Source organism: Streptantibioticus rubrisoli, from assembly GCF_024436055.1.
GTDB lineage: Bacteria > Actinomycetota > Actinomycetes > Streptomycetales > Streptomycetaceae > Streptantibioticus_A > Streptantibioticus_A rubrisoli.
On record NZ_JANFNH010000001.1, the window covers coordinates 222498 to 242941 of the forward strand.

20 protein-coding genes are annotated in these 20444 nt (G+C 71.0%); 8 read left to right on the forward strand and 12 right to left on the reverse strand.

The annotated features are described in order from the left end of the window. Positions 1-9: 9 nt before the first annotated feature. On the reverse strand, positions 10-1461 hold the full coding sequence (locus tag NON19_RS01140; RefSeq protein WP_255924605.1) for a lipase maturation factor family protein: 1452 nt from the start codon (positions 1459-1461) through the stop codon (positions 10-12). Between the two features lie 483 nt (positions 1462-1944). Between NON19_RS01140 and NON19_RS01145 the strand changes: the two genes are divergently transcribed. The 4 genes from NON19_RS01145 (at position 1945) to NON19_RS01160 (ending at position 4779) form a co-directional block, all read left to right on the forward strand. Then, positions 1945-3585 (forward strand): MFS transporter, encoded by a 1641-nt coding sequence (locus NON19_RS01145; RefSeq protein ID WP_255925003.1) that lies wholly within the window; start codon positions 1945-1947, stop codon positions 3583-3585. A gap of 37 nt (positions 3586-3622) precedes the next feature. After that, positions 3623-4087: a MarR family winged helix-turn-helix transcriptional regulator gene (locus tag NON19_RS01150; RefSeq protein WP_255924606.1), complete on the forward strand. Its 465-nt coding sequence runs from the start codon at positions 3623-3625 to the stop codon at positions 4085-4087. A gap of 148 nt (positions 4088-4235) precedes the next feature. After that, positions 4236-4592: a PRC-barrel domain-containing protein gene (locus NON19_RS01155; RefSeq protein ID WP_255924607.1), complete on the forward strand. Its 357-nt coding sequence runs from the start codon at positions 4236-4238 to the stop codon at positions 4590-4592. Positions 4593-4614: 22 nt separating this feature from the next. After that, entirely contained in the window at positions 4615-4779 is a 165-nt protein-coding gene (locus NON19_RS01160) for a hypothetical protein (RefSeq protein ID WP_255924608.1), read from the forward strand. Between the two features lie 79 nt (positions 4780-4858). On the opposite strand, the gene NON19_RS01165 is transcribed toward NON19_RS01160, so the two are convergent. The 3 genes from NON19_RS01165 to NON19_RS01175 form a co-directional block, all read right to left on the reverse strand. After that, a complete protein-coding gene (locus tag NON19_RS01165) occupies positions 4859-6109 on the reverse strand; it encodes a S53 family peptidase (RefSeq protein ID WP_255924609.1) in 1251 nt (416 codons plus the stop codon). A 351-nt stretch (positions 6110-6460) separates the two neighbouring features. Continuing rightward, complete coding sequence (locus NON19_RS01170; RefSeq protein WP_255924610.1) at positions 6461-8128, reverse strand: LCP family protein; 1668 nt, start codon at positions 8126-8128, stop codon at positions 6461-6463. 192 nt (positions 8129-8320) lie between these two features. Beyond that, on the reverse strand, positions 8321-8659 hold the full coding sequence (locus tag NON19_RS01175) for an ArsR/SmtB family transcription factor (protein WP_255924611.1): 339 nt from the start codon (positions 8657-8659) through the stop codon (positions 8321-8323). A 220-nt stretch (positions 8660-8879) separates the two neighbouring features. On the opposite strand from NON19_RS01175, the gene NON19_RS01180 reads away from it, so the two are divergent. The 3 genes from NON19_RS01180 to NON19_RS01190 are packed head-to-tail and all read left to right on the forward strand — an operon-like array spanning position 8880 to position 11426. Further along, complete coding sequence (locus tag NON19_RS01180) at positions 8880-9464, forward strand: DUF6542 domain-containing protein (RefSeq protein WP_255924612.1); 585 nt, start codon at positions 8880-8882, stop codon at positions 9462-9464. Then, positions 9457-11070, forward strand: coding sequence for an LCP family protein (locus tag NON19_RS01185; protein ID WP_255924613.1), 1614 nt, complete (start codon positions 9457-9459; stop codon positions 11068-11070). Before NON19_RS01180 ends, NON19_RS01185 begins: the two co-directional genes overlap by 8 nt. Before the next feature lie 59 nt (positions 11071-11129). Continuing rightward, on the forward strand, positions 11130-11426 hold the full coding sequence (locus NON19_RS01190) for a hypothetical protein (RefSeq protein ID WP_255924614.1): 297 nt from the start codon (positions 11130-11132) through the stop codon (positions 11424-11426). Between the two features lie 12 nt (positions 11427-11438). Here NON19_RS01190 and NON19_RS01195 read toward each other — a convergent pair whose 3' ends face one another. From NON19_RS01195 to NON19_RS01210, 4 genes are all read right to left on the reverse strand, one after another. Beyond that, positions 11439-12662, reverse strand: a complete 1224-nt coding sequence (locus NON19_RS01195) for an FUSC family protein (protein ID WP_255924615.1) — start codon at positions 12660-12662, stop codon at positions 11439-11441. A gap of 123 nt (positions 12663-12785) precedes the next feature. Further along, positions 12786-13205, reverse strand: coding sequence for a RidA family protein (locus NON19_RS01200; RefSeq protein WP_255924616.1), 420 nt, complete (start codon positions 13203-13205; stop codon positions 12786-12788). 145 nt (positions 13206-13350) lie between these two features. Beyond that, entirely contained in the window at positions 13351-13599 is a 249-nt protein-coding gene (locus NON19_RS01205; RefSeq protein ID WP_255924617.1) for a chaplin, read from the reverse strand. Positions 13600-14000: 401 nt separating this feature from the next. Further along, positions 14001-14813, reverse strand: coding sequence for a ScbR family autoregulator-binding transcription factor (locus tag NON19_RS01210; protein ID WP_255924618.1), 813 nt, complete (start codon positions 14811-14813; stop codon positions 14001-14003). A gap of 356 nt (positions 14814-15169) precedes the next feature. Between NON19_RS01210 and NON19_RS01215 the strand changes: the two genes are divergently transcribed. Continuing rightward, on the forward strand, positions 15170-15700 hold the full coding sequence (locus NON19_RS01215; protein WP_255924619.1) for a C40 family peptidase: 531 nt from the start codon (positions 15170-15172) through the stop codon (positions 15698-15700). Positions 15701-15888: 188 nt separating this feature from the next. Here NON19_RS01215 and NON19_RS01220 read toward each other — a convergent pair whose 3' ends face one another. The 4 genes from NON19_RS01220 to NON19_RS01235 form a co-directional block, all read right to left on the reverse strand. Further along, on the reverse strand, positions 15889-16296 hold the full coding sequence (locus NON19_RS01220; protein ID WP_255924620.1) for an MFS transporter: 408 nt from the start codon (positions 16294-16296) through the stop codon (positions 15889-15891). Positions 16297-16419: 123 nt separating this feature from the next. Continuing rightward, positions 16420-18222: an ABC transporter ATP-binding protein gene (locus NON19_RS01225; protein ID WP_255924621.1), complete on the reverse strand. Its 1803-nt coding sequence runs from the start codon at positions 18220-18222 to the stop codon at positions 16420-16422. Beyond that, positions 18219-19301, reverse strand: coding sequence for a hypothetical protein (locus tag NON19_RS01230; RefSeq protein ID WP_255924622.1), 1083 nt, complete (start codon positions 19299-19301; stop codon positions 18219-18221). Before NON19_RS01230 ends, NON19_RS01225 begins: the two co-directional genes overlap by 4 nt. Beyond that, positions 19301-20275 carry a DUF1611 domain-containing protein gene (locus NON19_RS01235; RefSeq protein WP_255924623.1) on the reverse strand — a complete coding sequence of 325 codons (975 nt, stop codon included), beginning with the start codon at positions 20273-20275 and terminating at the stop codon, positions 19301-19303. The genes NON19_RS01230 and NON19_RS01235 overlap by 1 nt, the downstream gene beginning before the upstream one ends. Between the last annotated feature and the right edge of the window lie 169 nt (positions 20276-20444).

The window sequence follows — 20444 nt, forward strand, 5'->3', positions numbered from 1 at the left end:
CTTGCAGGCTTATGGGTGATACATGTCGGAGTCGAGGTGGCGCAGGGTGACCGGCGGCAGGTACTCATGGATCAACGTGCGCTCCCACCACGCTCCGGTGCGCCGCAGCTCCCGCCAACTGGTGAACCGGTACTCGTACAGCCGGGCGCGGACGTAGGTCGGAGGGGTGCCGGGGAACGGGTTGGAGCGCAGCAGTTTGAGGGTCGAACGGTCGTTGTGCAGCAGCTTGGCGGTGAACGGCACGAACCAGGACTCGGCGTAGATGGACGACATTCCGGCGAACCACATCAACCAGTCGAGCCGCAGATGGTAGGGCGCCCACTGGCGCGGCAGCCGTCGCGGATCGCCTGGTTTGCCCTTGAAGCCGTACTCCCGCCACACCGTGTCGGGGGTGATCTCCGGCTCGTCGGTGCCCTCGACCACGATCTCGGTGCGGATCCGGTTGATACTGCCGAACGCGCCGTAGGCGTTGACCAGATGGAACCGGTTGAACGAGTAGTTCATGACCTGGCCGCGCGAGACCAGATTGCGCGCGGGCCAGTAGCTCAGGACGGCCACCCCCGCGACGAAGGCCAGCACCAGCGCCTCGAACCACAGCGGCGTGGCGGGCTGCGCGGGCGGTTTGGGCAGCCCCAGCACGTCCGCGGCCCGTGAACCGTCCACGGCGGCGAACGCGGCGACGATCGTCAACCAGTTCAACCAGGCGAAGTTGCCGGACGCGACCAGCCACAACTGGGTGACGATGATGAGTCCCGCGGCCACGCTGGCGACCGGCTGTGGGGTGAACAGGGCCACCGGCACGGCGAGTTGGGCGACGTGGTTGGCCGCCACCTCGGCACGGTGCAGTGGTTTGGGCAGATGGTGGAAGAACCAGCTCAGCGGCCCCGGCATGGGCTGGGTCTCATGGTGGTAGTACAGGCAGGTCAGATCGCGCCAGCACGGGTCGCCGCGCAGTTTGATCAGACCCGCGCCGAACTCGACCCGGAACACCAGCCACCGGAACAGCCACATCACCAGCACCGGCGGGCCGGTGCTGCTGTTGCCCAGGAAGACGGCCAGGGCACCGGTCTCCAGCAGCAGCGACTCCCAGCCGAAGCCGTACCAGAGCTGACCCACGTTGACGATCGACAGGTACAGCGCCCACAGCACCAGCCACAGCAGCACGGCGGCCCAGAGCGGAACGAGGTCGGCCGCGCCCACCAGGATCGCGGCCGAGATCACCGCGCCGGTCCAGGCGGTGAGGGCGAAGAAGCGGTCCGAGTAGTGCAGGTGGAACAGGCTGGGCGCACGGCGGAACGGCGCCCAGGCCAGGAAGCGCGGAATCGGTAGCAGCCCACGTTCGCCGAGCAGTGCGCGGAACTGGTTGGCCGCCGCCAGGAACGCGACCAAGTACAGCGCGGCCAGCGCCCGTTGGACGACCAGGCGGGTCAGCCAGTACTCCGGCGCGGTGAACCACTGCATGCCCCATTGTGTGAACAACCCGCCCCCTTGCGCACACCCAACCACGGCCGCATAGTTGTTTTACGTCGGCTAACTAGCTGGCTGGCTGGCTGGCTGGGCACGTCGCAGACACCTAGGCGGACGAGCCCCACGCGTTCGGACGCGAGGTGCGCCCGCCAAACGGCCTTTGCGGCGCAGCTCCCAAGACCACCGCCCAGCAGACGGACCGCCGGGTCCACCCCGGCCACCAGGGACACGGTCCCGAAACACGCCCGAGGGGCGGAGCAGCATAAGGAGCCTGGGGCGCAGCCCTCGGAGCACCCGCCCGCGGGCGCGCCACCAGAGCGGGGGCCTGGGGACGCAGCCCCCGAAAGCCCGGGGCACGGGGACGCAGCCCCCGCCCCCTGACCCGCGCGGGAGGCGAACGTGCGTTGGACCGCCCAGGACCACCCCCGCGCCAAGTGGGTGGTGCTGTCCAACACCACCCTCGGCACGCTGATCGCGATGATCAACAGTTCCATCGTGCTGATCTCGCTCCCCGCGATCTTCAACGGACTGCGCCTCGACCCGCTCCAGCCCACGAACATCAGCTATCTGCTGTGGATGCTGATGGGCTACATGCTGGTCACCGCGGTCCTGGTGGTCACACTGGGTCGTCTGGGTGACATCTTCGGCCGGGTCAGGATCTACAACGCCGGATTCCTGATCTTCACCCTGACGTCGGTGGTGCTCTCGCTCGACCCGTTCCACGGCGGTGCCGGGGCGTGGTGGCTGATCGGCTGGCGGGTGGCGCAGGCGGTCGGCGGATCGATGCTGATGGCCAACTCCGCGGCGATCATCACCGACGCCTTTCCGGTCTCGCAGCGCGGAATGGCGCTGGGCGTCAACGTGGTCGCCGGAATCTCCGGCTCGTTCATCGGCCTGCTGCTGGGCGGGCTGCTCGCCGAGTGGAACTGGCGGTCGGTCTTCTGGGTCAACGTGCCGATCGGCCTGCTCGGCACCGTATGGGCGTACCGCTCGCTGCACGACACCGGGGTCCGCGGCCGGGCCCGGATCGACTGGTGGGGCAACATCACCTTCGCCGTCGGCCTGACCGCGCTGCTCGCCGCGATCACCTACGGCATCCAGCCCTACGGCGGCTCCACGATGGGCTGGGGCAACCCATGGGTACTGGCCGGGCTGGTCGGCGGGGCCGCGGTGCTGGCGCTGTTCTGCGTCATCGAGGTCAGGTCGGCGGAGCCGATGTTCCCGCTGGGGCTGTTCCGTAACGCGGCCTTCGCGGGCGGCAGCGCGGGCACCCTGCTCGGCGCGATAGCGCGCGGCGGACTGCAGTTCATGCTGATCGTCTGGCTCCAGGGCATCTGGCTGCCGCTGCACGGCTATGACTACGCCGACACCCCGCTGTGGGCGGGCATATACCTAATACCGCTGACGGTCGGCTTCCTGGCGGCCGGGCCGATCGCCGGGCATCTGTCGGACCGGTTCGGGCCGAGGCCGTTCGCGGCGGGCGGGCTGGTGGTCATCGCGGTCTCGTTCGGCGGGCTCCTGCTGCTGCCCACCGACTTCGGCTACACCCCGTTCGCCCTGCTGGTGTTCCTCAACGGGCTGGGCAGTGGACTGTTCTCCGCGCCCAACACCTCGATGATCATGTCGAGCGTGCCAGCCCAGGCCCGTGGCGCCGCCTCCGGTATGCGGGCCACGTTCCAGAACGCCGGGATGGTGCTGTCCATCGGCGTGTTCTTCTCGCTGATGGTGGCCGGTCTGTCGGGCTCGCTGCCGGGCGCGCTGAGCGGCGGCCTCACCGCGCAGGGCGTGCCCGCCGGTTCCGCGCACGCCATCGCCGCGCTGCCCCCGGTCGGCACGCTGTTCGCCGCGTTCCTCGGGTACAACCCGGTCCAGCAACTGCTCGGACCCCATGTGCTGACCCAGCTACCGCCGGGCCACGCAGCAGTGTTGACGGGGCGTCAGTTCTTCCCGCATCTGATATCCGGGCCGTTCCACGACGGCCTGGTGGTGGTCTTCTGCCTGGCGATCGCGATGTCCCTGGTGGCCGCGCTGGCCTCCCTGGTACGCGGCCGCGCGGAGCAGGCGCGGGGCGCGGACGCGGTGAGCGAACAGCACTCCATGCGGGCACCCACCCGCTGACCAGGCGGTCAAGGCTCCAGAAAGGGTCGCGGTGGACATGACCGACATACAGACGACCAATCCGAACGCGCCGAGCAGAATCGATCCGGCGATGATCTCCCGGCTGCGTCTCGCGATCGCCCGTATCCACCGGCAGATGGCTCAGGCCTCCAGCGGGCAGGGCCTGACGTTCGCCCAGTTGTCCGCGCTCGCCCGGGTGGAACAGCACGGTCCGCTGCGCCTGGGGGAACTGGCCGCCCGCGAACGGGTGGCGGCTTCCTCGATGACCAGGACCCTGGCTCCGCTCACTGGGGCCGGTCTGGTCCGCAGGGCACCCGATCCGCGGGATGGCCGCTCCTGGCTGATCGAGATCACCGCACACGGCCGTGAGGTACTGGCCGACATCCGCCGGGAGCGCTCGGAGATGCTCGCGGCGCGCGTCGGCAGGCTCACCGCCGAACGGCGAGCGGCCCTGTACGCGGCGATCCCGGTGCTGGAGGCGCTGTCGGACGAGCCCGAGTAGCCCGCCCGGGGGAGAGCATTTGGTACCCGGGTGCCCGCTGAAGGGGCGTGGCCGCGGGTAGCAGGGCAGAGTAGGAGGAGCAAACAGGGAGGAACGCGGGATACCCCCACCCCTCACCCGTGCGGTGACGCAGATGTGGAGCGCAGCGATGTTCGAGGCCCGCGACATCCGGGAGTGGCGCGGCCATGACGTGGTCGACGCCGAGGGTAAGAAGATCGGCTTCCTGGAGTCGGTCTATGTGGACACGGCCACCGACCAGCCCGCCTTCGCCACGGTGACGACCGGCCTCCCCACCCGGCGCCGCCTGGTCTTCGTACCCCTGGACGGAGCCACGGTCGGACCGGCGTACCTCCAGGTCAGATATTCCAAGGCCCAGGTCAAGGACGCCCCGTGGATCGATACCGACGGCGAACTACTGGCCGCACAGGAAGCGGCGGTCTTCGCGCACTACAAGCTGGCGTACCAGACCGGGGCCGGTGGCGAACGGCGGCTGGCCCGCCGGTGACCGGGTCTGGAAGGAGGATGGGATGGCACTGTTCCTGCTGATCGTCATCCTGGCGATCGCGCTGGGCATCATCGGCTCCGTGATCAAGGGACTGTTCTACCTGCTGGTCATCGGCGTGATCGTGTTCCTGGTCGACCTGGTCTACCTGCGCGCCCGGGCGCGCAGGCGTCGACGTTCACCGCGCTGAACATGTTGCCGACAATGGCACCGGGCCCCGGCCGCGCTTCGCGCAGCGGCGGGGGCCCGGTGTGCTTTACGGGTGGGCGTCAGCCGGTGAAGGCGGCGGTGCCGTTCGGCGTGCCGAGCCCGGTCGGGCCGTCATAGCCCTGGCCCGCGTTGCACAGGTAGGACGTGTCGCAGCTTCCGTTGGAGCCCGAGGTCACGTCGTTCAACGCGGAGGTGTTGTTGTACGGGAACGAGGCGGGGTTGCTGCCCGAGGACGGGGTGCCGGCCAGGGCGTAGACGCTGGCGATGATCGGCGACGAGGCGCTGGTGCCGCCGACGACCTGCCAGCCGTTGGACTGGTAGCTGTCGTAGACCGCCAGGCCGGTGGCCGGGTCGGCGACCGCGGCGACATCGGCGACCGTACGGCCGGAGCAGCCGGTGTCGGTCTGCCAGCTGGGCTTGGGCTCGACGGTGGAGCAGCCGGAGCCGGTGCCCTCGCCGCCCGCGCTGGAGCCCCACACGGTCTCGGACCAGCCGCGCGAGCTGGAGTCCTGGGTGAGAGAGGTGCCGCCGACCGCGGTGACGTTCGGTGAGGCGGCCGGGTACTCCACGCCGTAGCCGGAGTCACCCGCGCTGGCGGTGATCACCACGCCGGGGTGGTTGAAGTACTGGCTGTCGGCCTGGGTGTCCGAGGGGTCCTCGGAGCCGCCGTAGCTGTTGGAGACGTATCCGGCGCCGAGGCTGACCGCCTCGTTGACCGAGGTGCCCAGGTCGCTCATGCTCGCAGAGTTCGCCTCGACCAGGATGATGTGCGCGTTGGGCGCGATCGCCGAGACCATGTCGAGGTCGAGGGATATCTCACCGGCCCAACCGGAGTCGGCCGACGGGTAGTTGGTGCTGCCGTCCTGGGCGACCTTGCTGAAGCAGCCGTTGGCGGTGGAGCACTCGGGCAGGCCGTACTGCTGGCGGTAGGTGGCCATGTCGGCCTCGGCGTTGGGGTCGTCCTGCGCGTCGACGATGGCGATCGTCGCACCGGCGCCGCCGTTGGCGGGCAGGTTGTAGGCGCTGAGCAGGTCGGACGGGCCGTAGCCGGAGGGCGTGGCGTTCGCACCGAGCGAGCGGTGCTGCATGATGTCGGTCCGCACGAGCGCGTTGCAGGCCATCATGCCGGGCTTGGTCGGGGCGGAGCACAGCCGCTTGACATGGGGGTGGTGGGCGGCCGGGGTCGCCACCGCGGCGCCCGCCGGGGCGGCGGTGGCCAGGCCCGCGGCGACCAGCGCCGCGGCGGACAGGGACGCGGCGGCGGTACGTCTGACCGCGCGTCTGTTCAGCGAGAAGGACAGGGTGCGCAAAGTACGGCCCTCCAGTGGGGGTTGGGACGACTCACGGTGGCGTCGATGTGGGGTCGCACGCCGTCGTGCGCGTCCCGGTGCAGGGAAGTGGAGCGTGAAGTGCGCTGCGCGAAAGGTTCTCGGCAGATGCGGGGCGACGGCGGCCAGGGGGAAGTAAGTCATGGTCATGACATTCCGGCGGGCCTGCCACCCCGCAGAGTGGTGTCTAACGAGGAGCAAAGTAGCCGACATCCTCCCTGGTCCACAAGGGAGTTGGCGTAGCCGAGCATGGTGAACCCGCGCTTATGGGCGGGTGAGCATTGGTTGGTCAGAGAGGGACGAGGCCGCTGGGGAGCCGCCCCGAGCCCGCGATCAGGGCGCGGAGACGGGCACGTCGGGGCTGTCGGAGAAGGCCTGGATCGGCGTCATGGCAACGCCGCCCAGGCTCACCGTCTTGAACGTGCTGACCTGGGCGCACGTCTTGGCCTGGTCGGCGGTCTGGGCGTGCGCGTTGTTGGTGGCCGCCGCTGTGTCGGCCGGAACCGGGGTCGAGTTGGGCGCGGCGGGGTAGGTGTCGCCGGTGGTCCAGTCGGTGCCGATGACCAGGGTCACGTCGGAGACCGCGTCGTCCTGCTTCAGGCGTGCGGCGGGCAGATGCAGCGCCCGCGCCACCGTCTGGGCCTCGGAGCGCTTGCCCGCGGGGTAGCGCAGGGTGGTGGAGGAGGCGGGGGAGGGGGCGTTGCTGGAACTGGTGGAGGGGCTGAAGCCCTTGTCCACCAGGGAGGTTGCCACTTCCGAGGCGCGGCCGGTGACCGCGCTGCCGTTCTCCACCGCCACGGCTATCTGGTCGTCCGGCACACTGCTGGCCGACGGGGAGGGCGAGGCGGTCGCGGTCGAGGTCGCGGCGGCCGCGGCCGAGGACTTGTCGCCGTTGCCGGTGGTCAGCGACTGGTCGTTGGCTATCGCGTCGAACAGGTTCTGCGCGGCGGGGGAGACCAGCACCCGGGAGTCGTCCTGCGGGTCCGGGATGTTCTGCATCGTGGTGAACGTGATGCGGTTGGACGGCACCTTGTTGAGGTCGCCTGCCAGGCCGAGCAGCTTGGGGATGCTGTCCAGGCCGTTGTCCACGGTCAGCGCCTTGGTCGCCGCGTCGGCCAGCCCGTACAGGGCGCCGGGGTTGGTCAGCGTGCCCGCGCCCTTCAGCGTGCGGATCATGGACGACAGGTATATGTGCTGGCCGTAGGTGCGCCCGAGGTCGCTGCCGTCACCGAAGCCGTGCCGCGAGCGGACGAACTCCAGCGCGGACAGGCCCTTGAGGGTGTGGGTCCCCTTGGCCAGCTTCAGGTGCGAGTACGGGTCGTAGACGTTGTTGTCCACGCACACCGGAACGCCGCCCACGGCGTCCGACATGTTCACCACGCCCTGGAAGTCGATCATCATGAAGTGGTCGATGGGTATCCCGGTGAGCTGGTGCACGGCTGCCACCGTGCACCCCGGGCCGTACTGCAGGGTGCTGTTGATCTGGTCCCGGTGCGCGGCCATCACCGCGCCGTTCTGCGGATCCTTGCAGGAGGGCAGGTTCGTCATGGTGTCGCGCGGCACGCTCATCACGGTCGCGTTGGAGCGGTCCGCCGAGACATGGACCACCATCTCCACGTCGGCGTTCTGCCCGCCGCCGCCGCAGTCGCCGCCCAGCTTGCAGTCGGCGGCGTTGTTCCGGCCGTCGGAGCCGATCACCAGGATGTTGATCGGCGTGCGGCCGAAGGCGTCCGGCTTCTCCTTGCCCGCGTCCCCGCTGGTGCCGCCGAACAGCGGCACGCCCTTGATGTTGCCGTTGAGGTGCTCGTAGAGCACGGCCACCCCGCCCGCCGTCACCAGCACCAGCACTGAGGCGGTGATCGCTACCGTGCGCCCGACCCGGCGCTTGCGCCGGGCCCGCCGCTGGACCTTCCTGCCGCCTCGCGCCCGGCCGCCGCGCCCGCTCACTGAGGCCTCGTCCTCCGCCACGGCGGCGTCCGTGTTGTCCGTTGCGTCAGTCATGCGTCACCCTCACGCGGTCAAGCCGGGCGGCTCCGGCACTGGCTACCAGGCGACGGCACGATGGCAGGCGTGCGTCGCGGTGCATCCCTGGCCGGATAGACGAACGAGGTCGAACACAGGTTGCACAGTTGCGCAATCTAGCAAGGCTCGCCGTGCCGCCGCACCGCCCTTGGGCTGGGGCGATACGTTACGTCAAGCACCCAGCGTGACCGGCGCGGCGTCCTGCGTGAGCCGCTCCACCATGAGCGTGGCGGCGGTGACGAGGTGCGGGTCGACCGCCCGGTACACGCTGTGGCGACCCTGTCTGCGGACCTGGACCACGCCCGCCAGCTTGAGTTTTGCCAGATGCTGACTGACCGCCTGCGGCGTGCCGCCCACCCGGCGGGCCAACTGCGAGACATCGTTTTCCTGCTGGGCGAGGGCCCACACGATGTGCAGACGCATCGGAGACGACAAGAGTGCGAACGTGGCCGCCGCCAGGCCCAGGGCCCGCGCCGGGGGATCCTCGCGTCTCGCAGCCGGTGCCGCCATCTGTCCCGGACCCCTCCGTCGCCAAGGTGCGCGTCCGTGTACCCGCCACGGTCGGCGAGTGGCTCCAGAGTAGCCGAATAGCTTGCTACATTGCGCAACTAAGCAAGTAGCGATCCGTTGCGAGAGGTGCCACGACCGTAGCCGGGTCGCCTTGCCCTGCCCACAGGGCAAGCCCAGGACGCTGCCGGACTCCACCGGCCGATCGATTGAGGGATTGCGTATGGCGGGCCGCCCAGCCGATGCCTTGGGGGAGAACGCGGAGCGGTGGCAGGACGGGAACGGATCGGGAGCCGAGCCGCTCTCGGCACGGCTGCCGCAGCAGGCGGCGAGCCGGATGCGCGCCGGGCGGGTCGGCGCGGCCGCCGCGCGGACCCGGGCCGTACGCGGCGCGGCCGTCAGAGCGCGTAAGGGGGAACGTCGTGCCTCTCGCGCCCGGGGCGTGGCACTGCTGCTGACGTTGCCGGTGATGGGGGCGGCACTGGACGAGGCGCTCGGCGCCCGGCTCGGCTGGGCCTTCCTGCTCGCCGCGGTCGGCGCCGCCGGGGCCGGCGCGGTCTCCTGCCCGCGGTCGGCGCTGTGGTGGCTGGTCCCGGCGCCGCCGCTGGTGGTGGCGTTGGTCACGGTCGGCGCCGAGGTGCTGTGCGGCCCGGCCGCCTTCCGGGGCGGCAAGGGGCTGACCACCGGGGCGGTGCGCTGGGGCGTCGACGCGTTCCCCGCCATGGCGGCGGCGCAGACGGCCGTACTGGCGGTGCTGCTGGTCCGGTACCTACGGACCCGGCGTGGTGGGAGGGCCGGGAGTGCCTGAGCGGTACGGCGTGGACCGGTCGCGGTCGGGCGGCCACGGCATGCGGCGGCTCGCACAGCGGGACGCCGGGGCCCGCAAGCGGCAGCGGCCGGGGTCGCCTTCGGCGTTGACCGTGGCGTGCCGGGTGCTGCTGTGCTGTGCCTCGGCGCTGGTGCTGGTGGCCAGCGGCATGGCCTGGGCCGCGTACCACTATCTGACCGGAGGACTGAACACCTCCGACGCGCTGGACGCGGTGCGCGGCCGGGCGCCCGCGCATCTGGACAACTCGGTCAACCTGCTGCTGATCGGCCTGGACAGCCGCAAGGACATGGACGGCAACGACCTGCCGAAGCAGTTCGTGGAGGACGAACTGCACGCCGGATCCAGCGACATCGGCGGCTACAACACCAACACCCTGATCCTGATGCACATCCCGGCGAACGGCGGCAAGGTCACCGCCTTCTCCGTGCCCCGGGACGACTACGTCGAGGTGCTCGGCGGTGACGGCACCCCCGGTGGGATGCACAAGATGAAGGAGGCCTACGGGCTGGCCAAGGCCTCCGCGGAGAACCGGCTGGCCGCGCGGGGTGTCAGCGGCGCCGATCTGGAGCGGCAGAGCCGCGAGGTCGGCAGGGAGGCCACCTTGGCCACCGTCCAGCAGTTCCTCGGCGTGCCGATCGACCACTTCGCCGAGGTCAACCTGCTCGGCTTCTACGACATCGCCAAGGTGCTGCAGCCGGTCCAGGTGTGCCTCAAGCACCCGGTCCACGACCGCTACTCGGGCGCCGACTTCCCCGCCGGGTACCAGGACCTCAACCCCCGGCAGGCGCTCGCCTTCGTACGCCAGCGGCACGGTCTGACCGGCGGCGACCTGGACCGTACCCACCGGCAGCAGGCGTTCTTGTCCTCCGTCACCCACAAGCTCAAGGCCGAGGGGATCTTCGGCGACCTGGGCAAGATGCAGGGGCTGCTGGACGTGGTCAAGAAGGACCTGGTCATCGACAGCAGCTGGAACGTACTGGACTTCGCCCAGCAGGCGCCCAACCTCACCGGCGGGAACGTGGAGTTCCACACCCTGCCGATCGCCGGGTTCGCCGAGCGCGGCGGGGAGTCGGTCAACCTCGTCGATCCACAGCAGATCCGGTCCATCGTCGGCCGGATGATCGGCCGGGACTCCTCCGCCGACGCCGCGCGCCGACCGTTCCCGCACGGCGCGCCCGCGGTGGTCGACGTGCGCAACGGCTCCGGGGTCGCCGGTGCCGCCGCCGCGGAGTCCAGGGCGCTGACCGCACTGGGGTACCTCGCGGGCGCCGTCAGCAACGCCCCCGCGCGGGCCACGACCACGGTGGTCTACGGCGCCGGTGCGCAGGAGGCGGCACGGCAGATCGCGGCCGAGGTGGCGGCGGCGCCGCTGAGCAGCAGCGCCGTACCGGCCGGGCATGTCGTGGTGACCCTTGGCGCCGGGTTCACCCCGCGGGATGCGGACACCTCGCAGTCCGACGGCAAGGCGCCGCACGAGCCCGCGACCGGCGAGCAGGCCGCGGCGCGAGACGCCCCGGACCCGGTGCCCGCCTCGGCGTTCCAGGGCCAGACGGTCAAGATGGGCGGCATTCCCTGCGTCGACTAGCCCGGCAGCGACACCAGCGAACCCCGGATATGAGAAGAAGGAAAGGACGGTCGCCCAGCATGCCGCAGGGGGAGATACGACAGCGGCGGGAGGTCAACCTGCGCGTCGGCGCGGCCGTGGCCGAGATAGAGGGCCTGTACGCCGCGCTGTTACGCACCACCCAGCCGCGCCAACGCGCCCGCCTGCTCACCGAGTTGGCCCGGGCGGGCCGCCGACTCACCGTCCTGGCGGCGCTGCCGCCCGAACGCCTGCCGCCCACCCCGGCTTCCGGTTCCCGGCGTCGGCGCCGCCGGATGCTGGCCGAGCGCGGTGCCGCCTGGGTCATGGACCGGTTCACGGGCCGCGGCCGTGGATGACCGCGGGCCCGGTCACCGGTTGAACGGCCGCCGCAACCGGCCCCTGGTGGTACGGGCGCCGCGGCGCAGCCGGTGACCGAGCGCCGACTCGGCCGGAACGGTCCTGGCCAACTGGCTTGCCAGCCACTGGGACCGCTTCTCCACGTCCAGTTCGTCCAGCAGCCGGTCGATGGCGGCGATCAGCGCTCCGTGCAGTTGCCAGCGCTCCCAGTGCTGTTGCGCCTCGGCGTGCAGCAGTGCGGAGATGTGGTCCCGGTCCTCGCGGGCGTCGCGTAGCGCCTGCTCCAGTTGGGCCTCAGCGCGCTCGGCGCCCTCGGTGATCTGGGCGCTGATCAGTTGGCCGAAACTGTGCACCGCGTCGGCGATATGGGTTAGCAGGTGGTCGAGTTCGGCCGAAAACTCATCGTCGTAGACCGACTCCTGCTGACTGCGCTCCATCGACAGATCGCTCAGCGAACGGCACAGCGTGCGCAGCACGACGACACACACCTCAAGGGTGTCCAGGCCGCTGCGCAGGATCAACCGGGCCATCGCGCCCTGGCGGACCCGTGGGTTGAGCCGGGTGCTCTCCTCCGCCCGGCGCAGCAACTCGTCGAACCGGGCGATGTCGTTGTCCAGCCGACGTGCCTCGTACAGCCAGGCGACGGTCTGCTCGGAGCTGGCACCGGCGCGCAGTTCGACACCGATGCGGAGCAGGAACTGCCGGACGTTGTCGGCCAGTTCGGCCACCGCCTCACCGGCGGGTTGGACGAACACCGGAGGTGCGACCAGCAGGTTGAGCAGCACCCCGACCACGGCGCCGATCACCGTCTCCAGTACCCGGTCCAGCGCCTGGCTCTGCGGGGTGGACACACCGAGGATCAGCATGCCGCTGATGGCGACCTCCGCGACGAACTCGTCCACCCGGATCAGATGGCCGATGACCAGCGAGGCCAGGATGATCAGCCCGAGGCTCCACCAGGTCAGCCCGAACAGCGCGCTGAACGCCACCGCGATCAGTACCCCGGCCACCACGCTGCCTACCCGGCGGATGCCGGTGGTCAGCGTGGTGTAGAGGGTGACCTGGACGACCAGCAGCGCGGTGAGGGGTGCGGTGAGCGGAGACGGGTTGTTCGACAGCCGGACGGCGGCGATGTAGCTGATGACCGCGGCGGCCGTGGACCGCAGCATCTGTACGACGATGGGTTCGTTGCGCAGCCTGATCAGGCCGGTGAGCGGAGCGGGGACTGCGGGCACCTTGCAGCTATCCCCGCCGTGCGCGGCGCGGACACCGTACGGCTGGGCCACCGGGGTGAATCGGGACGAAAACGGTCCTGGTGCGGTCAAAAAGGCGCCGGACTGCATCGCCTTGACGACGCGTCAGGGAAGTACGGCTGTCGCCTCCAGCTCGACCAGTGCCTCGGGGTCCCACAGCCGACTCACGCCGATGACCGCCATCGCCGGGTAGTCGCGGCCGACCAGTCGGTGCCAGACGCGTCCCAGGTCGGCGGCGTGTGCCCGGTAGTCGTCGATGTTGACGCAGTAGACGGTCAGTTTGGCCAGGTGGTCCGGCTCGCCACCGCTGGCGCGCAGCGCGGACAGCAGGTTGGCCAGGGCCAGTTCGAACTGCGCCACGATCCCCTCGCCGACGATCACGCCCTGGGCGCACAGCGCGGTCTGGCCCGCGAGGAAGACCAGGTTGCCACCGGTCGCGCGGACCGCGTGGCTGAAGCCGGTGTTGGGCGGCAACTGCGGTGGGTTGATCCGCTCCAGCCCGCCCTGCGTACCGTCCGTGCCCATGTCGTTGCCTCCCACCGTCGGTGCCGGATGCGATCGCCCGGTACATCTATCCGTTGACCGGTCGGCCGGGGAAGACCGCGCGCGGGCCGTGGCACGCCGACGGACCCCGACCAGGTGATGGTCGGGGTCCGTCGACCGCTGGCGGTTACTTGCTGGCGCAGGCGTTGCCCGCGGTCGGGTTCAGCAGCGCGATGAGGTTGATCGAGTTGCCGCACAGGCTGACCGGAAGGTTGATCGGAACCTGGATCACGTTCCCGGACAGTACGCCGGGGGAGCCCACGGTGGCACCGTTCGCGGACGCGCCGCCCTGCTGGGCCGAAGCGGCACCGGCGGCGCCGACGACCACCGCACACGAGGCCGCGGCCAGGGCGGTGGCCTTGATGATTCGCTTCATTTTCGTCCTCCTCATTCAGGTGGTAGAACGGAGTCCGTCATACCCGGCGAAAGGGACGATAAGTAGTATTTCGTGCCATTTGCCACGGGAGTGCACCCGGAGTGCTTAATGTGACGGTCCGTTGGGACACGGATGAGGGCCGGGCGGACGCCGTCGCCTGCGTCTGCCCGGCCCAGGTACGGCGACCTGCCGGGAGGAATGGCGGAAGGCCGCCGGGTCTATGGTCCAGCCGTCTGAAAAATCGATTCCTCAAACCGAATTCGGCACGGCTGTAAGCATGCACCCATGTGCGAGTGCTACGCCCGGTGAACGATCTCCCGACCCGATCGGCAACGCTCCAGGCCCCCCGATCACCCCTCCGGGCGACGACCGGGGGGAATGACTCCAGGCCGCCCCGCCCATCACCCGGTGGGCCCGCGCCGTGACCGCCAGCCGCCCGCCACATCGTCGGCGCACCGCACCCGTGCGTGTGGCACCCGGCTGACGGCCGGTGAGGAGGCGGCGCGGCACACGGTCGACGCCGACGCGGCGACCCCGGGCGTCGTGGGTACCCGGCACGGCCCGTCGCCCAGCCGCGTACCGCACGGCTCCGCGGCGCGCGGCTCGCTGCCGCGCGGAGGGGATAACACCAGCCGTGGCAGCAGGCCCGGCACGGCGAGCCCGGGAAGCAGGTACTTCCACATCCTGGTCACCCGGGACGTCAGGTCCCGCCGCTCCTCGTAGACCTGGGAGAGCAGTTGGATTCCGGTGAACGACCCCACGATCAGCTGGGCGACCTCGCCCGGCTCCGCCGTGGCGAGCAGTTCGCCGCCCTCCGCGGCCTCTCGTAGCAGTGCGCGGATGACGTCCGTCGAACTGCGGTACGGCAGCGTGTCCGGCCGCATGAACGATGACTGGCCCATCGTCAGCCGTACCGCCGCGCGCAGGACCGTGTCGTGCTGTAGCCGGTCCGCGAAGCGCAGGGTGAGGTCGATCGCCGCCTGGAGCTTCACCGCCCGCTCCGGCGGGACCAGCGCCTCCGCCTGCGCGGCCACCACCGCCTGGGCGATCGCCTCCTTGGACGGGAAGTGGAAGTACAGGGCGCCTCTGGTGAGTCCGCACCTGGCGAGGATCTCGGTGGTGCTCGCACCGTCGTAGCCCAACTCGTCGAAGACGGCCGCCGCCGTCTCCACGATCACTCGCCGGGTCCTCGCGGCCCGGTCCTGCTGTCCCATCCCGTCCCCCGCGCGCCTTGCCCCTGTCATCCCGATCCCGGTTCGGCCGCCGCACGTCCGTCGGTCGTGCCCGTCCGGCCGCGGCGGTGCTCGTCTGGTTGTCCTGTCTGGTGGCCCTGCTGTCCGGGCATCGTGTCGGTCCGCGGACGGCTCCGGCAAGTACGGATCTTCAGCCACAGTGGCAACATCCTTGGCCAACGCGGCATCGACAGACGAAATCCGGCCCAGAACAGTGCTGCTGAGGGATCGTCATATCACCCGTAGCCTGCCACACTGGTTGAATCAGGAATCGCCATGTCGGTCCGCGGATTCCGCCCACCGACGGGCTCGTCGACCCCAACGAAGGGGGCGTCGCCGTGATACACACCGATCCCCTGCCCGGCGACATCGGGCTCACCCAAATCCCCGGATCCTGCGGCGTGTTCATCCGAATCGGCCAGTGGGTGAACGGCAACGGGTTCGCCGACTACGAACACGCCTTTCTGGTACTGCCCGACGGTCGTCTGCTGCAGGCGGAGCCGGGCGGCGCTCGGATGGCGTCGCTGGAGGAGTACTCCGGCAAGCACACCCTCTACGCCTATCCGGCGGGCCTGACCGACCAGCAGCGAGCGGCGATCTGCGCGGCCGCCGCGGCTTACGTCGGTGTGCCGTACAGCTTCCTGGACTACGCGGCGATCGCCGCGCACCGGTTCCAGCTACCGGTACCCGGACTGCGCCGGTACGTGGCCTCGACCCGGCATATGATCTGCTCCCAACTGGTCGACCAGTGCTACCAGGACGCGGGCGTCCACCTGTTCAACGACAACCGCTGGCCGGGCTACGTCACTCCCGAGGCCCTCTACGACCTGCTGGCGAGGGGGCAGCAGGAGCAGCGCGCGGCGGCCTGACGACCCCTCACATCGGTGATTGGGCGTTGTCCGGCGTCAGTGGCCAGGCGGTGGGCGGTGTTCCGGATCGGCGCTGACCGCGTCGAACAGCGGCTGCGGACAGAGACGCCGCGCCCAACTCCCGGGCTGGCGCCTGCGGTTCGGTGTCGGCACGGCCCTGCCGCGCCCCCGGCAGCGCCGCGGTTGCTTCAGTGCCGACGGGCGTATGAGTAGTAGAAGGTGGTCGCGCCCATCGCGAGGCCGAAGGCCAGTCCCATCAGCACGGATCTGAGCCACCCGTGGCCGCCGAGGTTGATCAGATAGCCCATCGCGATGCCGAAGACCACGCCGTAGGCGAGCGCCTGGCTCTCCGCCTGCATCCAGCGCTGCCGCCTGCCGATCAGGAAGCACACCACGCCCATGACCACCCAGGCGACCAGTCCGTGCCATGCCGCGGTACCGGCGTCGACGCCGTTGTCCTGTTCGAGGTAGAGGGCCCAGCCGCCGAAGACGAGACCGATGATCGCCGGTACCACCCAGGCCCTGCGCTGGCGCGGCCGGACGCGCGGGTGCGGCCTTTCGTTCCGAGCCGTCGGGACGGGTTGCGTCATGCTCATGGCGGGCCTCCCTTCCGCCGCGTCATGGACCCCGCTCCCAGGCCACACCCGTGTGGCGGAGACGGCAAGTCGATCACCGGCGAGCGGACGCCGCCGGTCGCCGCCCGCCCGCTCCGGGATGGCTCAACCGCCGTCCGCGGGCCGTGCGTTGACCGGGTCGCGGGGGTCGGCCAGCAGTGGGCCGCCGCCCAGCGGGACGCCCGGGGGCGCCTTGTGGCGGGCGCTGTCCGCCGCGGTCAGCCGGACCTCGCGGGTCGCCATGCGCAGCAGCGCGGGCCGGTGGGTGGTCATCACCACGGTCCGGTCGGTGACCAGTCGGCGCAGTGCGGCGACCACCAGCCGCTCGGCCTCCATGTCGAGCCCGGAGGTCGGCTCGTCCAGCAGCACGATCGGCGCGTCGGCGAGCAGTGCCCGGGCGATGCCCACCCGCTGCCGCTGCCCGCCGGACAGTCCGGTGCCGCCGTCGCCGAGCCGGGTGCGCAGGCCGTCGGGGAGGGCCTGGGCGAAGTCGGTGACCAGCGCGGCCTCGGCGGCCTCGGCCACCTCGCGGGGTGAGGCGTCGGGCCGGGAGTAGCGGATGTTGTCCGCCAGGGTGCCGGAGAACAGGAAGGTGTCCTGGAGTACCACGGCCACCTGGCGGTGCAGCCAGTGCTCCGGGAGCTCGGTGGTGGCGTGGCCGTCGATGCGCACCGAGCCCCGGGTCGGCCGGTACAACCCGGCGACCAGCGCCAGCGCGGTGGACTTGCCGACCCCGTTGGGACCGGTCAGCGCCACCCGTTCGCCGGGTTCCACGGTCAGGTCGAGGCGGCGCAGGGCGGGCCGCCGTCCGTAGGCCATGGTGACGCCGTGGAACTCGATCCGGCCGCGGGCGCGGGCGGGCAGCCGCTCGGTGGTGCCGCCGGACGGGCGCGGCTCGTCCAGGATCGCGATGATCCGCTCGGCGGAGGCCTGCCCCTGGCTGAAGGTGATGGACAGCTTCGACAGCGACCGGATGGGGTTGACCATTCCGGCGAGGTAGCTGAGGGCAACCACCAGATGGCCCACGCTCCACCAGCCGTGCGTCACCCCCGTTCCGCCGACCCACAGCAGCGACGCGGTGCCGACCGCCGTCGCCACCTCCAGCATCGGCACCCGGCGGGCCTGGATGTCGGTGGCGTCCAGGCCCGCCCGCAGGGTGCCGTCGCTCTCCACCGCGAAATGCTGGTCGTGCAGGTCCTGTCGGCCGAAGGAGTGCACGGTCCTGATGCCGCGCAGCGACTCGGTGACCAGACCGGCCAGCCGTCCCTCGGCCTCCCGCTGCCGCCGCGCCGCCCGGTGGCCGAGCCGGCGGATGCGCGCCCCGGTGACCAGCACCAGCGGAATGCAGCCCAGGCCGATCAGGCCGAACCGCCAGTCCAGCAGCAACAGGGCGAGGGCGAAGCTGGCGATCGACAGCAGCCCCGGGAACAGGGTGGAGAACAGCGCCACCAGAGAGTCCTTGATCCGGCCGCAGTCGGTGATGATCCTGCTGGTCGACTCGCCCACCGCCTGCCGGTCGTGGTAGCTCATCGGCAGCCGCTGCAGATGGGCGTACGCGTCCGCGCGGATCGCCACGCTGATGCGTTCACCGGTGCCGTTCATCACCCGGTCGCCCGCGTAGTCGAACGCCCCCGACACCACGGCCAGCAGCACCACGGCGGCCGCGGCGGTGGTCAGCATCGCGGTCTTCCCGGTGCCGAACAGATCGAGCAGCGAGCTGAGCGGATTGTGCGAGGAGCTCATTCCCAGCACCCGGTCGATCACCGCGGCGACCGGCCACGGAGTCGCCAGGTCAGCGGCCATCTCGCAGATGCGCAGACCGAATCCCAGCGAGAGCATCCGCAGATACGGCGTGCCGTAACCGCGGAACCGCCACAGTGCGCGCTCGGTCTTGCGGGTGCCGCTCATGTCGTCACCGCCGGGGTGGACGTGCCTCTCATCCGGGCCCGCAACTGGGCGTTGCTGCCTTCGGTGTGGATGCCGTGGTCGGCCATGGCGGCGCGGACGACCGGGGCGAGCTCGGCGTCGGCGGCGAGCAGTTCGCCCAGCAACTCGCCGAAGCGGTTGCGCCGGTCCTGCTCCCGCTCCACCGGTCCGTCGCAGCTGCCCAGGCCGGACAGCGCGCGCATCAGCATCCGGTCGAAGCGTTCACCGTCGCCGCCGTGCGCCAGCACCCGGCCGCGCGCCGTCCACAGAGCGGAGGCCCAGATCGTTCCGTTGGCGTGCGCGTGCCCGCCGGACTTGGGCCGCAGGTAGGCCATGGTCCAGCGGGCGTCGAGCTGGCGGCGGCGCGGATCCCACTGCGGGATGTGCCTGCGGTGCCAGCCGTAGATGTCGGGGGTGCCCAGCAGCAGCGCGGTCAGGAAGTCGGCGGTGCCCTCGTCCAGGGCGACCTTGCCGCTGTGCTGGTCGTCCGGTGGGCGCAGCCGGTTCGCCCGGAAGTCGGCGGTGTGCCGGCAGATGTGGTGGCCCACCTCGTGGTAGACGATCGCCGCGTTGTGCGCCGGGGCGTGGAAGTACGGCGTCCCGGTGCCCGGGACGAAGGCCCGTCCGCCGCCGAGGTGCACCTCGCCGGTCTCCGCCACCGGGTACGGCTCAGGCGGGTCGGTGTCGCCGGGCAGCCGGTAGTGCCCGCCGCCCCAGCGGCTGGCGGAGGAGTGGGCGCCGACCCGTACCACCAGGTGGGGCAGCGGTGCGCCCAGCAGGTCGGCGGCGAAGCGCAGTGCGCGGCGCGCATGGTACGCCACGTTGGCGAGACCGAACGCCCGTGCCTGTCGCTCCGCCTCGACGCCGGCCAGTGGGCCGCCGCCCGCCGCCGGCTCGTACACCAGGTCGGGGCGGTGCAGCAGCTCACCGCCGCGCTCGTCGCGCACCGTCACCTCGGGCAGTGCGAGCTCGGCGGGCCCGGCGACCTCGGCCGCCAGTTCCACCTCAGCCAACCGGCCCGGCCCGATGCCGCCGTCCGGCAGGTAAACGGCGGCCCGCATCACTGTGCGAGGGCGTGGTCGGCCAGTAGGTCGAGCGCCGCCCCTTCGGCGAGCTGGGCCGGGGAGAGCACCGGCAGACCGGTGACGGCGGCGGCCTCCCGGGCGGCCAGCGGGCTGGCCGTCACCAGGCCGCTGACCGCCACCACCGGCACGCCCGTGGACCGGAGCAGTTCCACTCCGGCGTGGGCGGCGAGCGCGTCGCCCACCGCGAGCACCGTGCCCTGGCACACCTCGGACAGCGAGGCGGTCAGCAACCGGGTCTCGTCCTGCAGCAGCCCGTCCGCGATCTCCAGCACGATCGCGTTCGCCCCGTCGTGCACCAGGGTGTCCCGCATGGTGATCATCGTGGTGCGGAGCCGGTCGGTGGGGTAGCCGAAGGTGGAGGACATCCCGAAGTCCAGGAAGTCGACCACATGGGCCGCCCCGGCGTCGAGGTACGTCCACCGGTCCTTGCCGCTGCCGGAGCCGGTCACCTTGGCGGCGCCCGGCACCAGTCCCGCGCGGGCCCAGCCGCTGATCAGCCCGGCGGCGGTGGTGGTCTTGCCGGAGTTCATCGAGGAGCCCACCACGGCGATGGCGTGCGGCCCGGCCTGCGGCGCGCGGACCGGCGACGGGGGGCGCGGTCTGGCGAAGTGCTCCAGGGACAACGGCAGGTTGTCCTCGTTGGTGAGCGCGCCCACGATCTCCAGGTCGGTCGGGGCCTGGCAGCTGGTGTGCCAGGAGACCGCGGTGCCGATCACGCCGCCCGCGGTCAGCAGGTGAGCGCGGGGGCCGGGGCGGTGGTAGCCCTCGTAGAAGTCGGTCGCGTACCGGTTGCCGCACGCGCCGACCACCAGGTCACCCTTGTGCAGCCGCACACCGCGGCCGTGGGCGTCCTCCAGCCGCTCATGGCCGCCCACCCGGGTGACCTCCGCCACGACCAGGTCGCCCAGCTGCGGCGGCGAGGACAGGCCGCCCAGCCGACACCGTCTCATGTCGGGGATCCGGCGGGTCACATGACTCCATTTAGCCGTGGACAAGTCCCTCATCGGTACTCCCAATAGGCCCAAAGCCTCGACCGGCGAGGAGCCTTTCGTAGATTTCGCAAAGCCGCAGCCGTCGCGGTCCCGGCCGGTAACGAGGGCGTTTCGCGCGGGCATTGCG